We start from the raw sequence: 13,796 nt of genomic DNA on the forward strand, positions 1-13,796 counted from the left end.
GATGTCATGAGTATACGCATATCCGCCGCTAAAAAAGTGAAGGCTGCTGAGGTTCTTCCGTATCGGTCGGTTTGTTTGCGCGTAATTTGCGCAATAGACGCTGTCGGCACAGGCGTATGACGTCCTGTTTTTCCGCGTCGCTCATCTTTTGCCAGTTAAAACGCTCGTCGCGGCTGCGCATACAGCCGCGGCAAAAACCGCGTTCATCCGACTGACAAATTCCCCGGCACGGGCTCTGGATGGGGAAAAACTCCAGTTGCTCTGCCACACACACCTCCCGAAATCACTTAACACCTTCAGTGAAGACGCTAAACGCCGTGCCTGCAAGGGCTTTAGCACAGAAATGTGTCATTAAGGTTTCTCTAATCTTCGCTCCCTATACTCGCCTCATCAATATAACAAATGGTTTCTTAATGATGTGGTTCGCAAAAAAGTTACAGTGTAACGATATTAAATTTACCCTCGGTTGCGCCCTGTTCTTTACTCTCCTTAATGCCCTGTTTATTCAGCGCAGCTGGCAGATTATTGCCCCGTCGCATCTGCACGATTTTCTGTTTGCGGCGTCCGTGCCGCTGGTTCTGTTTTGTGGCTGGGTAATTATTTTCAGCCTGCTTAATATCCCCTTTATCCGTAAACCGCTGATGATTCTGTTGACCCTGGGCTGCGCCGGGGCCACGTACTTTATGTTCACCTATGGCGCTGTCATCGATCAGAACATGATGGTGAATATTTTCGAGACCAACTCGCAGGAAGCCACCGCGCTGGTCACGCCGCAAATGCTGCTGTGGATCGCGGCGATCGGGTTGATTCCCTCCATTGCACTGCTGTTTATTCGTATTCGTTCCGGGAAATGGTGGTACACGCTGCTTACGCGCGTCGCGGCCATTCTGGGTGCCCTGATGGTGATTATTCTGGTGGCCTCGGTCTTCTATAAGGATTACGCCTCGCTGTTTCGCAATAACAAAAGCATCGTCAAAATGGTGACGCCTGCTAACTACGTCAGCGCTATCGCCAAATACAGCAAAAACCGCTGGTTTGCAGGCGATCAAACGCTGGTACGCATCGGCCAGGACGCCCAGAAAGGGCCAGTCATTCTGGCGCAGAAGAAAAAGACGGTGCTGGTGCTGGTGATTGGCGAAGCCTCTCGCGCGGAAAATTACTCTCTCAACGGTTACGGGCGCGACACAAACCCGCAGCTCAAAAAAGAGAACATGATTAACTTCCCGCAGGCGTCTTCGTGCGGAACAGAAACGGCGGTTTCAGTGCCGTGCATGTTCTCCGGAATGCCGCGCAAAAAATATGATGCCGATCTGGCCCGTCATCAGGAAGGTTTACTGGATGTGCTGGCGCATGCAGGCATTAATCTGCTGTGGCGTGAAAACGACGGCGGCTGTAAGGGCGCCTGCGATCGCATTCCGCACACGGATATGACCCAGTGGAAACTGGATCAGTTCTGTAAAGACAAATCCTGTATCGATGACGTCAACCTGCACCGTCTGGACAACGTGCTCGATGGGCTGCAGCAGGACTCGGTTCTGGTGATCCACCTGATGGGTAGCCACGGCCCGGCCTATTACCAGCGCTATCCGAAAGCGTATCGCCAGTTTACCCCGACCTGCGACACCAACCAGATCCAGGACTGCGATCATCAGGCGCTGATGAATACCTACGACAACACGATCCTCTATACGGATAGCGTGGTCAGTAAAACCATTGATGCACTGAAAGCGCGTCAGACGACGATGAACACCGCGCTGATTTATCTCTCCGATCACGGCGAATCGCTCGGCGAAAACGGGCTGTATCTGCACGGCACGCCGTACATGCTGGCGCCGACACAGCAGACGCACATTCCGTTTATGTTCTGGCTCTCGCCGGATTACGTGAACAATTACAGTATCAACGAGCCGTGCTTACGCGATCGGGCGGCGAAAACAGAGGTGTCTCAGGATAATTTGTTCTCGACCGTGCTCGGGATGATGAACGTAAAATCAGCGGTTTATCATCCGCAGATGGATCTCATCAGTACCTGTCGAAAATCGTGATACTTGCATTAGACCGATTGGTCTATTACAGTGAGCGCCATGAGCAAAAATACTGAACACGATACACGCGAACATCTTCTGGCCACCGGCGAGCGTCTCTGTATGCACCGCGGGTTTACCGGAATGGGGCTGAGCGAGTTGTTAAAAACCGCTGAGGTGCCAAAGGGTTCGTTTTATCACTACTTCCGCTCCAAAGAAGCGTTTGGCGTGGCGATGCTGGAGCGGCACTATGCCAGTTACCACCAGCGTCTCGCCGCCCATTTTGCCAGCGGCGAAGGGTGCTACCGTGATCGTGTGCTCAACTACTATCAGGAAACGCTGAACCAGTTCTGTCAGCAGGGCATTATCAGCGGTTGCCTGACCGTTAAATTGTCCGCCGAAGTGTGCGATCTGTCAGAAGATATGCGCACCGCGATGGACAAAGGGGCCAGCGGCGTTATCGCCCTGCTGGCTCAGGCGCTGGAAAAAGGTCGCGCTGAAAAAACGCTAAACTTTAGCGGCGATCCTTTAACTCAGGCCCAGGTGTTGTACGCGCTGTGGTTAGGCGCAAATTTGCAGGCCAAAATTTCCCGCAGCGCCGTGCCGCTTGAAAGCGCGCTGGCGCATGTGAAGAACAGTATTACGACGCCTGGCGTTTAACAGGCGTTTTTATTTATTTATCTACTAGTCGACCGGTCTACTCAGGAGTCATGATGTCAACTGAAAAATTATTTACCCCACTGAAAATCGGTGCGGTTACCGCACCTAATCGCGTATTAATGGCCCCTCTCACCCGTCTGCGCAGCATTGAGCCGGGCGATATCCCAACGCCGCTGATGGGTGAATACTATCGCCAGCGCGCCAGCTCCGGCCTGATCATTTCCGAAGCGACCCAAATCTCCGCTCAGGCGAAAGGTTATGCGGGCGCACCGGGCCTGCACAGCCCAGAGCAGATCGCAGCATGGAAAAAAATCACCGCCGGTGTTCATGCCGATGATGGTCGCATCGCGGTCCAGCTGTGGCATACGGGCCGTATCTCCCACAACAGCATCCAGCCTGGCGGCCAGGCACCGGTTTCCGCGTCTGCCCTGAACGCCGGAACCCGCACCTCACTGCGTGATGAAAACGGCCATGCCATTCGCGTGGATACCTCTACCCCACGCGCGCTGGAACTCGATGAGATCCCAGGCATCGTCAATGATTTCCGTCAGGCCGTCGCGAATGCACGTGAAGCCGGTTTCGACCTGGTCGAGCTGCACTCTGCGCATGGTTACCTGCTGCACCAGTTCCTCTCCCCGTCGTCTAACCAGCGTACCGATCTGTACGGCGGCAGCGTGGAAAACCGCGCCCGTCTGGTGCTGGAAGTGGTGGATGCGGTGTGTCAGGAGTGGAGCCCGGACCGTATCGGTATCCGCGTTTCGCCAATTGGATCGTTCCAGAACGTGGACAACGGCCCGAACGAAGAAGCCGACGCGCTGTATCTGATCAAAGAGCTGGCGAAACGCGGCATCGCGTATCTGCACATGTCCGAGCCGGACTGGGCGGGCGGTCAGCCGTACTCTGAGGCATTCCGTGAGAAAGTGCGTGCGCGCTTCCAGGGCGTCATCATCGGTGCGGGTGCGTATACCCCAGAAAAAGCGGAAGATCTGATCGGCAAAGGTTTGATTGACGCCGTGGCCTTTGGTCGCGATTACATCGCCAACCCGGACCTGGTGGCACGTCTGCAGCGTAAAGCCGAGCTGAACCCACAGCGTCCAGAAAGCTTCTATGGCGGCGGCGCTGAAGGCTATACCGACTACCCTTCCCTGTAATTCCTCGGTTGTCCATTGATAGCGGCGATGATTCGCCGCTATACTAAAACATCGTTTCTGTTCAAAAAGATAAGCCATTGAGTTGGTCAAGAGGAAAATATGCGCCTACTTCATACCATGCTGCGCGTTGGCAACCTGCAACGTTCTATCGATTTCTACACTAACGTACTGGGCATGCAGCTGCTGCGCACCAGCGAAAACCCGGAATATAAATATTCCCTGGCGTTCGTCGGTTACGGCCCGGAAAGCGAGGAAGCAGTTATCGAGCTGACCTACAACTGGGATGTCGATAGCTACGAGCTGGGCACCGCTTACGGCCACATCGCGCTTGAAGTGGATAACGCGGCAGAAGCGTGCGAGCGCATTCGCAGCAACGGCGGCAACGTGACGCGCGAAGCGGGTCCGGTCAAAGGCGGCACCACCGTGATTGCCTTCGTGGAAGATCCTGACGGTTACAAAATCGAACTGATTGAAGCCAAAGACGCCGGTCGCGGTCTGGGCAATTGATCCCTCCGGGCGCGTTCTGCGCCCGTTGTTTTACTGCATCGCCTCGCAAAATTTGTCATAATACGCACTGCTTTTTTCCCTTGTAAGAGACCCTGATGTCCGATAACGCTCAACTTACCGGTCTGTGCGACCGTTTTCGTGGTTTTTATCCTGTTGTGATTGATGTAGAAACAGCCGGATTTAACGCTAAAACCGATGCGCTGCTTGAGATTGCAGCCATTACGCTGAAAATGGATGAACAGGGCTGGCTTACACCGGACACCACGCTGCATTTCCATGTTGAACCCTTTGAAGGCGCGAACCTGCAGCCAGAAGCGCTGGCCTTTAACGGCATCGATCCTACGAACCCACTGCGTGGCGCGGTGAGTGAATATGACGCCTTGCACGCCATTTTTAAAATGGTGCGCAAAGGCATGAAGGACAGCAACTGCAATCGCGCGATCATGGTGGCGCACAACGCCACGTTCGATCACAGCTTTATGATGGCTGCCGCCGAGCGCGCGTCGCTCAAGCGTAACCCGTTCCATCCGTTCGTGACCTTCGATACCGCCGCGCTGAGCGGGCTGGCACTGGGCCAGACCGTGCTCTCCAAAGCCTGTATTACTGCGGGCATCGATTTCGATGGTACTCAGGCGCACTCGGCGCTGTACGACACTGAGCGCACATCAGAACTGTTCTGTGAGATTGTGAACCGCTGGAAGCGTCTGGGTGGCTGGCCGCTGCCGATGGGCGACAGCGAAGAATAAAAAAAGCGACCGAAAGGTCGCTTTTTTTTTGCCTGATGCAAAAGAACTTATTCTGCGTCTGGCTCTTCGGTTTTGTACTTGGCAGCGGTTTCTTTGATCAGCTGCTGCAGTTCACCACGCTGATACATTTCGATCAGAATGTCGCAACCGCCGACCAGCTCACCATCAACCCACAGCTGCGGGAAGGTTGGCCAGTTAGCGTATTTCGGCAGCTCAGCGCGAATGTCCGGATTCTGCAGAATATCAACGTAAGCAAAACGCTCGCCACAGGCAGACAGCGCCTGCACGGCTTGTGCAGAGAAACCGCAGTTCGGCAGCTTCGGTGAACCTTTCATGTACAGCAGAATCGGGTTTTCAGCGATCTGGCGCTGGATTTTTTCAATAGTCGTGCTCATGTCTTGCTTCCTTTAACTTCTGTTACGGCGATCGTCTGACATTGTAGCGGGTCAGAGAGACATCGGAAAATAACATTTTCGTCACCTGCTTATATCTTAACGGTTGTCGGCTAAAGTTGCATTCCAAAGATAGCTTACCCCCTCACCCGGTGTGGTTTTGTTCAGGGAGTGAACAACGCGGCAACAATCTGACTTTTTTTTTTGCACTCGCTAACGAAACAGACTTTTAGACCGATAAATGCTATTAACTTCTCGCAGATTTTTAGATTAGAATCGACGGGCTTTGTAAATCATACGTGGGTACTATTGATGACCCACATCTAATTCAGGGGAATGCTCAGTGGCGCGGATAACAAAAATCTCGATCACGCTCTGTGCTTTACTGTTTACATCACTCGTTTTCACGCCAGCGGCTAACGCCTCGGAGCAGGCGCGGCACTCTGCCGTGCAGAAGTCACATCTGGCGAAAACCACAGAACGTAAGAAAAAAACACCTACCAGCACCCGTAAAAGCGAAAAGAAAAAAACCACTACCGCACGAAAGCAGTCCACCTCCAGTAAGGCCCTCACCAGTAAAACCCGCAGCAAACCCACCCGCACTGCCGCAAAAGTTGCAAAAGTGGCTCCGGAAAAATGCACCGTCCGGAAAGGCCACAAAACGAACTGCGTGAAAGTGGGTAAAACTGCGAAGCTCTCTGAGGTGCATAAAGTGCGCGTGCAGAAAGCGCAGAAAACCGCGATGAACAAGCTAATGGGGCAGATTGGCAAACCCTATCATTGGGGCGGTACCTCCCCGCGCACCGGTTTCGACTGCAGTGGTCTGGTCTATTACGCCTATAAAGATCTGGTGAAGTTCCGCATCCCGCGTACGGCGAATGAGATGTATCACCTGCGCGATGCAGCAGCCGTGAATCGCGGTGAGCTGGAGAGCGGAGATCTGGTCTTCTTCCGCACGCAAGGCCGCGGCACCGCCGATCACGTTGGCGTTTACGTTGGCAACGGCAAGTTTATCCAGTCGCCTCGCAGCGGCCAGGATATCCAAATCACCTCCCTGAGCGAAGATTACTGGGTTCGCCATTACGTTGGCGCCCGCCGCGTAATGACCCCGAAAACCATTCGCTAATCCCTGCCCTGCCGCACCGTCGGCAGGGTAAGTTCCTCTTTTGCATACCCTTTCAATTTGCTACTCTATCCTTGCACTCAATAGGGTTATTGCAGTGCAACACTATAATAAGGAGAGAAGCAATGTCGTTCGAATTACCTGCATTACCGTATGCAAAAGACGCCCTGGCTCCGCACATTTCGGCGGAAACCCTGGAATACCACTACGGCAAACACCATCAGACCTATGTCACTAACCTGAACAATCTGGTTAAGGGCACTGCGTTTGAAGGTAAAACGCTGGAAGAGATTGTGCGCAGTTCTGACGGTGGTGTGTTCAACAACGCCGCTCAGGTCTGGAACCACACGTTCTACTGGCACTGCCTGGCACCGAACGCCGGTGGCGAACCAACCGGTGAACTGGCGGCTGCCATTAACGCCGCATTCGGCAGCTTTGCAGATTTCAAAGCGAAGTTTACTGACGCTGCAATTAAGAACTTCGGCTCTGGCTGGACGTGGCTGGTCAAAGAGGCCGACGGCAAACTGGCTATCGTCTCAACGTCAAACGCGGGAACCCCACTGACCACCAGCGCGAAACCGCTGATGACCGTTGATGTGTGGGAACACGCGTATTATATCGACTACCGTAACGCTCGCCCGAACTACCTTGAGCACTTCTGGGCGCTGGTTAACTGGGAATTTGTGGCGAAGAACTTCGCGGCATAAATGAGACGCAGAAGGGGCAGCCCTTCTGCGTTTTTTGATTACTCTGTGACGCGAACAGGTTCCGGCTGTTTACGGCCCGATGTCAGGACCAGCAGCAGACCGAGCGCCGCAATAATCGCCCCCATCACCGGTACAAAAGCGTATCCCAGCCCGCCTGAAATCACCGCCCCACCCGCTGCCGCACCCAGCGCATTCCCGAGATTAAACGCACCGATATTCACGGAAGAAGACAGGCCCGGCGCATCGTGCGCCACACGCATGACGCGCATCTGCAATGGCGGAACCACGGCAAAGGTTGCAGCGCCCCACACCACCATCGCAATGGCCGCCCCAAACTCGTTGCGCGCAAGCCAGGGAATCGCGAGCATAATCACAATCAGCAGCGTTAAGAAGCCTTTCAGCGTCCCGGTGACCGAGCGATCCGCCAGTTTACCGCCGAGATAGTTGCCCAGTGAGAAACCGACGCCAATCAGCACAAGCATCGCCGTCACGAACAGCGGTGTGGCGTGGGTAATATCGTGCAGAACAGGTGAAATGTAGGTGTAGAGCGTAAACATCGCGCCCGCCCCGAGCACCGTGGTTAACAGCGCGGAGAGCACCTGTGGACGAACCAGCACCGACAGCTCTTTACGCACGTCCGGGCGCTCACCCGCCTCGCCTTTCGGAAGCGAGAAGAACAGGGCAATCATCGCCACTACGCCCAGCCCTGCGGTTGCCATAAACGACATCCGCCAGCCAATGACTTCACCAAGCCAGGTCGCCGCCGGTACACCGCCAATATTGGCGATGGTTAGCCCCATAAACATGGTTGCCACCGCGCTGGCCTGCTTGTGTTTTGGCACCACGCTCGCCGCCACCACTGAGCCTAAGCCAAAGAACGCGCCGTGGTTCAGGCTGGTCAGAATGCGTGACAGCAGCAGCGTGGTGTAATCCGGTGACAGCGCAGAGAGCACGTTACCGAGGGTAAAAATCGCCATCAGGAAGATCAGCGCATTGCGACGAGCACGATGCGACAACAGCAGCGTCATGAGCGGCGCACCAATCATCACGCCAATGGCGTAGGCGCTGATCAGCATACCTGCTGCCGGAATAGAGACATCTACCCCTTTTGCGATAACCGGCAACAGCCCCATCGGGGAAAACTCGGTGGTGCCGATGCCGAACGCGCCAATCGCCAGGGCCAGCAGGGGAAAATTGATTTTCATTGATTAACTCCGGATGCCGTGTCGTCGCGCGACACGGGACTAAGATGTCAAAAGCATGACATTAATCACAAAAAATGAGAAGTTAACAAATTAGCAAAAGATTTTTGCCGTGCGGGTAACAATCAGGGAACAGGCAGGAGACGAGGGAGAGAACTCTCCCCCGCTTGAATCAGTGCAGCGCAGCGGTCAGACCCGCAGCGACAATCAGAGCCAGAACAATAATGGTTGTCGTCAGCGAAAACTTCAGATCGGTACTCATCAATTTTTCTCCTTTTAATCACCCCACGAAAAGTGAGCTTGCTCATTTTTACACAGTTTACCCCAAAAATCTTCCTGGATTTAGGCTGATAACCGTTTTTGCTCTTCCCCTTTTCATCAAGATAAGACAAAATTCCACGCTAAATTTATAAGCGTACCGGCCACTGACCCCCTCCTGACGTTCTGAGTCGTTTTCCCGGCGTATCGCAATTCACATTGCGAGATAAGGGTGAGAGAAGGCAAACGTTTACCTTTAAGTATTTCAGGAGTTTAAGATATGGTCTGGAGTGACATGTAATGGCAACAATCAAAGATGTGGCGAAACGCGCAAACGTTTCCACTACAACCGTATCACATGTAATTAACAAAACGCGTTTCGTTGCGGAAGAGACGCGCAACGCCGTATGGGCCGCCATCAAAGAGCTGCACTACTCCCCGAGTGCCGTGGCGCGTAGCCTGAAGGTGAACCACACCAAATCGATCGGCCTGCTGGCGACCAGCAGCGAAGCCGCCTATTTTGCCGAGATCATCGAAGCGGTTGAGAAAAACTGCTTCCAGAAGGGCTACACCCTGATTCTCGGCAACGCATGGAACAGCCAGGAGAAACAGCGCGCTTACCTGTCGATGATGGCGCAAAAGCGCGTTGATGGCCTGCTGGTGATGTGTTCTGAATACCCGGAGTCCGTACTCTCCATGCTCGAAGAGTACCGCCACATTCCGATGGTGGTAATGGACTGGGGTGATACCCGCGCTGATTTTACCGATTCCGTCAACGATAACGCCGTTGAAGGCGGCTACATGGCAGGTCGCTACCTGATTGAGCGCGGTCACCGCGAAATCGGCGTCATTCCGGGTCCGCTGGAGCGCAACACCGGCGCAGGCCGTCTGGCAGGGTTCATGAAAGCGATGGAAGAAGCGCTGATTACGGTGCCAGAAAACTGGATCGTGCAGGGCGACTTCGAGCCGGAGTCCGGCTACCGCGCGATGCAGCAGATCGTCTCCCAGTCGCACCGCCCTACCGCGGTCTTTATCGGGGGTGACATTATGGCGATGGGCGCCCTTTGCGCAGCCGATGAGCTGGGGTTGCGCGTGCCGCAGGACATTTCAGTGATCGGATACGATAACGTGCGCAACGCACGCTACTTCACCCCGGCGCTGACGACCATTCACCAGCCGAAAGACTCGCTGGGCGAAACGGCGTTCAATATGCTGTTGGACCGCATCGTCAGCAAGCGTGAAGAGTCGCAGTCGATTGAAGTCCACCCGCGCCTGATTGAACGCCGTTCCGTGGCCGACGGTCCGTTCCGCGACTACCGCCGTTGATCTCCCGAGGGGCCGGTTATTCCGGCTCCCTCAGCCACTCTCTGTTTAGCGTTTCGCTGTCTCCCAGATAATCCAGCAGCCACGCCAGCGCCGGTGACATATCGTTTTGCTGCCACGTCAGGCAACAGGCCGCATCCGGGAACGGGTTTTCCAGCGTCAGCGCCACCCACTCACCGCGATCAATGCGTGGACGTGCAAAATGCACCGGCACCATTCCCACGCACAGCCCCGCAGAAAGACAGGTCGCCGACGTCTCCCAGTCCGGGGCGACCACACGCCGCTGGTTATCCAGTAACCAGGTAATCCGTTTTGGCAGCGATCGTGAGGTATCTTCCAGCACCAGCGACGGCCAATTGCGCAACGTATCATCGCTCAACGGGCCTGCAATGGCGGCCAGAGGATGATCGCGGGCGACAACGCAGGTCCAGCTCAGGGCTCCCATATCGCGAAAGGCATAGCGCCCGCCCACCGGGATCGCCTGGGTCGCGCCGATCGCCATCTCCACCCTGCCATCAGAGAGCGCATCCCACACGCCGTTGAACACCTCCTGCGAGACGCGCAGTTCTACATCAGAGAAGTGGCGGTAGAAATCGACCACCATCTGTCGGGTGCGTTCGGGTTTGACGATGTTATCGACCGCAATGGCGAGATGCCCGCGCCAGCCGTTCGCAATCTGCTGGCACTGCTCGCGAGTGATCATCATTTTTTTGATAACAGATCGCCCTTCTTTCAAAAACCAGACGCCCGCTGGCGTCAGAACAACGTCGCGGTGACGGCGCTCGAACAGCGGAACCGCCAGCCACTCTTCAAGCTGACGCACCGTATAGCTCACCGCAGAGGGGACGCGGTGGAGTTCCTGGGCCGCACCACTAAAGCTGCCGTTACGCGCGACCGCATCCACCACTTCTAACGAATATTCTGACCACATTTTCTGCCTGCAAAATTTTTGAATGCAATCACCAAATATTAGCGTTTCACAAGGCAGTTTGCACTCCCTACACTTTGCGCCAGTGATTACCTGCCCTCTTTAGGAAATAAAAAATAATGCAACCCAATAAAGGATTCCTGGTCTGGCTCGGCGGTTTAAGCGTGCTGGGCTTTTTGGCGACCGACATGTACCTGCCCGCGTTTGCCGCGATGCAGGCCGATTTACAGACCCCTGCTGCCGCCATCAGCGCCAGCCTGAGCCTGTTCCTCGCCGGTTTTGCTTTCGCGCAGCTGTTATGGGGTCCGCTCTCTGACCGTTACGGTCGCAAACCGATTCTGCTCCTCGGTCTGGCGATTTTTGCCGTCGGCTGCCTGGGGATGCTGTGGGTGCGTGATGCCACCTGGCTGCTGGTGCTGCGATTTATCCAGGCGTTCGGTGTGTGTGCCGCAGCCGTCACCTGGCAGGCGCTGGTGACGGACTATTATCCCGCGTCTCGCGTGAACCGCATTTTTGCCACCATTATGCCGCTGGTCGGGCTTTCTCCGGCGCTGGCTCCCCTGCTCGGTAGCTGGATCCTGGTGCATTTTGACTGGCAGGCGATTTTCGCCACCCTGTTTATCATCACGCTGGTGCTGATGTTACCGGCCTTCACGCTAAAACCTGCCCAGCCGAAACCGGCTGAAAACCACGATAATCGCGTCACTTTCCTGTCGCTGCTGCGTTCACGCGCGTATCGCGGCAACGTGCTGGTCTACGCCGCCTGTTCCGCCAGCTTCTTTGCGTGGCTGACCGGTTCGCCGTTTATTCTGCATGATATGGGCTACAGCCCGGCGGTGATCGGCCTGAGCTATGTTCCACAGACCATCGCGTTCCTGGTGGGGGGCTACGGCTGCCGCGCCGCGCTGCAAAAATGGCAGGGACAGCAGATGTTGCCTTGGCTGCTGGTGCTTTTCGCCGTAAGCGTCATCGCTACCTGGGCGGTTGGCTTTATTCCACACGTCGGGCTGACTGAAATTCTGATCCCGTTCTGTGTGATGGCCGTGGCAAACGGGGCGATTTACCCGATTGTGGTGGCTCAGGCACTGCGCCCGTTCCCTCATGCAACGGGCCGTGCGGCGGCGCTGCAAAACACCCTGCAGCTCGGTCTGTGCTTCCTCGCAAGCCTGATTGTCTCTGCGTTAATCGCTACGCCGCTGATGACCACCACCAGCGTGATGCTGGCTACCGTGGTTCTCGCCGCGCTGGGTTATCGCATGCAGGCCTCAGTGAAGACGCTGGCAGAGGACACTGCCGAAGCGAAATCGTCGCAGGCGTAATCGCGTGAGCAATTATGTTACATTTCAGTCATTAGGCTGCTAACAACTTTCAGTTGAATCGCTCTTTTTTGCGGCCTATACTAAATTTGGTTCATATAAATACGATAAATATTATGTGTTAACGGGAGCCGGAGTGCTCCCGTTTTACCATGGAAGGCCTTTCGGTAAGGGTTATCTCCCTTCCTCTGTTCTACGTCGGATATTAGCCTCACGGAAAAACCGTGGGATTTCTCACAAACCATAAAAAGCGGCTACGCTGTTTGAAGGTTCTGATCACACAACGTGATGGAGAAGCTATGAGTTCATCGTGTATAGAAGAAGTCAATGTTCGGGACAATAACTGGTTCCGGATCGTCAATGAATTACTGAGTCGGGCGGGCATCGCGATTAACGGGTCTGCTCCTTCAGATATTCAGGTAAAGCATCCCGATTTTTTCAAACGCGTGTTGCAGGAAGGTTCGCTGGGTTTAGGCGAGAGCTACATGGACGGCTGGTGGGAATGCGAGCGGCTGGATATGTTTTTCCATAACGTTCTGCGCGCCGGGCTGGAAAACCAGCTCCCCCACCACCTGAAGGATACGCTGCGGATCGCCTCTGCACGGTTGCTGAATCTGCAAAGTAAAAAACGGGCATGGATTGTCGGGAAAGAGCATTACGATCTTGGCAACGATCTTTTCAGCCGCATGCTTGACCCGTTGATGCAATATTCCTGCGCCTACTGGAAAGAGGCCACCACGCTCGAAGATGCACAGCAGGCTAAACTGCGTTTAATCTGCGAAAAACTGCAGCTTCAGCCCGGTATGCGGGTGCTGGATATCGGCTGCGGCTGGGGTGGGCTTGCCTGGTACATGGCGAAACACTACGGCGTGAGCGTCGTGGGCGTGACCATTTCGGCTGAACAGCAGAAACTGGCGCAAGAACGCTGCGCGGGGCTGGATGTGACCATTCTGCTGCAGGATTATCGCGATCTGGACGATCAGTTCGATCGTATCGTCTCCGTGGGAATGTTCGAGCACGTCGGGCCCAAAAATTACAACACCTATTTCACGGTTGCCGATCGTAACCTGAAACCGGAAGGTCTTTTCCTGCTACACACCATTGGTTCCAAAAAGACCGATCATTCGGTCGATCCCTGGATCAATAAATATATCTTCCCGAATGGCTGTTTACCTTCGGTTCGCCAGATAGCCGATGCCAGTGAGTCGCACTTTATTGTCGAAGACTGGCACAATTTCGGTGCCGACTACGATACGACACTGATGGCCTGGCACGAACGTTTTCTGGCGTCATGGACGGAAATTGCGGATAACTATTCTGAACGCTTCAAGCGGATGTTCGTCTATTACCTGAATGCCTGTGCGGGCGCGTTTCGTGCCCGGGATATTCAGCTCTGGCAGGTCGTGTTCAGTCGTGGCGTGGAGCATGGTTTGCGGGTCGCGCGATAAAAAATAAACCC

General features: G+C 54.8%; 15 protein-coding genes. 10 read left to right on the forward strand and 5 right to left on the reverse strand.

The genetic code is table 11. The annotated features are described in order from the left end of the window. Window positions 1–28: 28 nt before the first annotated feature. Window positions 29–268, reverse strand: coding sequence for a DUF1289 domain-containing protein (locus tag OVA10_RS14720; RefSeq protein ID WP_100780403.1), 240 nt, complete (start codon window positions 266–268; stop codon window positions 29–31). A gap of 148 nt (window positions 269–416) precedes the next feature. On the opposite strand from OVA10_RS14720, the gene eptA reads away from it, so the two are divergent. The 5 genes from eptA to rnt all read left to right on the forward strand — a co-directional run bounded on the left by eptA (window position 417) and on the right by rnt (window position 5,088). Then, on the forward strand, window positions 417–2,045 hold the full coding sequence (gene eptA / locus OVA10_RS14725; RefSeq protein WP_268196899.1) for a phosphoethanolamine transferase EptA: 1,629 nt from the start codon (window positions 417–419) through the stop codon (window positions 2,043–2,045). Between the two features lie 39 nt (window positions 2,046–2,084). Beyond that, a complete protein-coding gene (locus OVA10_RS14730) occupies window positions 2,085–2,684 on the forward strand; it encodes a TetR/AcrR family transcriptional regulator (protein WP_102103566.1) in 600 nt (199 codons plus the stop codon). A gap of 53 nt (window positions 2,685–2,737) precedes the next feature. Beyond that, window positions 2,738–3,835, forward strand: a complete 1,098-nt coding sequence (locus OVA10_RS14735) for an alkene reductase (RefSeq protein ID WP_268196221.1) — start codon at window positions 2,738–2,740, stop codon at window positions 3,833–3,835. A gap of 99 nt (window positions 3,836–3,934) precedes the next feature. After that, the gene (gene gloA, locus OVA10_RS14740; RefSeq protein ID WP_100780406.1) at window positions 3,935–4,342 is read left to right on the forward strand and encodes a lactoylglutathione lyase; all 408 of its coding nucleotides are present in this window, start codon (window positions 3,935–3,937) and stop codon (window positions 4,340–4,342) included. Between the two features lie 95 nt (window positions 4,343–4,437). Then, window positions 4,438–5,088, forward strand: coding sequence for a ribonuclease T (rnt, locus tag OVA10_RS14745; protein WP_100780407.1), 651 nt, complete (start codon window positions 4,438–4,440; stop codon window positions 5,086–5,088). A gap of 47 nt (window positions 5,089–5,135) precedes the next feature. Here the strand turns inward: rnt and grxD are convergent, their stop codons facing one another. Continuing rightward, a complete protein-coding gene (gene grxD, locus OVA10_RS14750; protein ID WP_095281803.1) occupies window positions 5,136–5,483 on the reverse strand; it encodes a monothiol glutaredoxin 4 in 348 nt (115 codons plus the stop codon). A 340-nt stretch (window positions 5,484–5,823) separates the two neighbouring features. Between grxD and OVA10_RS14755 the strand changes: the two genes are divergently transcribed. Together OVA10_RS14755 and sodB are read left to right on the forward strand one after the other, a co-directional pair. Further along, entirely contained in the window at window positions 5,824–6,606 is a 783-nt protein-coding gene (locus tag OVA10_RS14755; protein ID WP_100780408.1) for a C40 family peptidase, read from the forward strand. Window positions 6,607–6,728: 122 nt separating this feature from the next. Beyond that, window positions 6,729–7,310 carry a superoxide dismutase [Fe] gene (gene sodB, locus OVA10_RS14760; RefSeq protein WP_100780409.1) on the forward strand — a complete coding sequence of 194 codons (582 nt, stop codon included), beginning with the start codon at window positions 6,729–6,731 and terminating at the stop codon, window positions 7,308–7,310. Window positions 7,311–7,348: 38 nt separating this feature from the next. On the opposite strand, the gene OVA10_RS14765 is transcribed toward sodB, so the two are convergent. Together OVA10_RS14765 and cydH are read right to left on the reverse strand one after the other, a co-directional pair. Further along, the gene (locus OVA10_RS14765; RefSeq protein WP_268196222.1) at window positions 7,349–8,515 is read right to left on the reverse strand and encodes an MFS transporter; all 1,167 of its coding nucleotides are present in this window, start codon (window positions 8,513–8,515) and stop codon (window positions 7,349–7,351) included. A gap of 169 nt (window positions 8,516–8,684) precedes the next feature. Then, entirely contained in the window at window positions 8,685–8,774 is a 90-nt protein-coding gene (cydH, locus tag OVA10_RS14770) for a cytochrome bd-I oxidase subunit CydH (RefSeq protein WP_100780411.1), read from the reverse strand. A gap of 296 nt (window positions 8,775–9,070) precedes the next feature. On the opposite strand from cydH, the gene purR reads away from it, so the two are divergent. After that, a complete protein-coding gene (purR, locus tag OVA10_RS14775) occupies window positions 9,071–10,096 on the forward strand; it encodes an HTH-type transcriptional repressor PurR (protein WP_268196223.1) in 1,026 nt (341 codons plus the stop codon). 16 nt (window positions 10,097–10,112) lie between these two features. Here the strand turns inward: purR and punR are convergent, their stop codons facing one another. Beyond that, a complete protein-coding gene (gene punR / locus OVA10_RS14780; RefSeq protein WP_100780413.1) occupies window positions 10,113–11,024 on the reverse strand; it encodes a DNA-binding transcriptional activator PunR in 912 nt (303 codons plus the stop codon). Window positions 11,025–11,140: 116 nt separating this feature from the next. On the opposite strand from punR, the gene punC reads away from it, so the two are divergent. Both punC and cfa read left to right on the forward strand, forming a co-directional pair. Continuing rightward, complete coding sequence (gene punC, locus OVA10_RS14785) at window positions 11,141–12,340, forward strand: purine nucleoside transporter PunC (protein WP_268196224.1); 1,200 nt, start codon at window positions 11,141–11,143, stop codon at window positions 12,338–12,340. A 296-nt stretch (window positions 12,341–12,636) separates the two neighbouring features. Continuing rightward, window positions 12,637–13,785 carry a cyclopropane fatty acyl phospholipid synthase gene (cfa, locus tag OVA10_RS14790; RefSeq protein ID WP_268196225.1) on the forward strand — a complete coding sequence of 383 codons (1,149 nt, stop codon included), beginning with the start codon at window positions 12,637–12,639 and terminating at the stop codon, window positions 13,783–13,785. Window positions 13,786–13,796 lie beyond the last annotated feature (11 nt).

It is taken from the genome of Lelliottia sp. SL45 (assembly GCF_026672535.1).
GTDB lineage: Bacteria > Pseudomonadota > Gammaproteobacteria > Enterobacterales > Enterobacteriaceae > Enterobacter > Enterobacter nimipressuralis.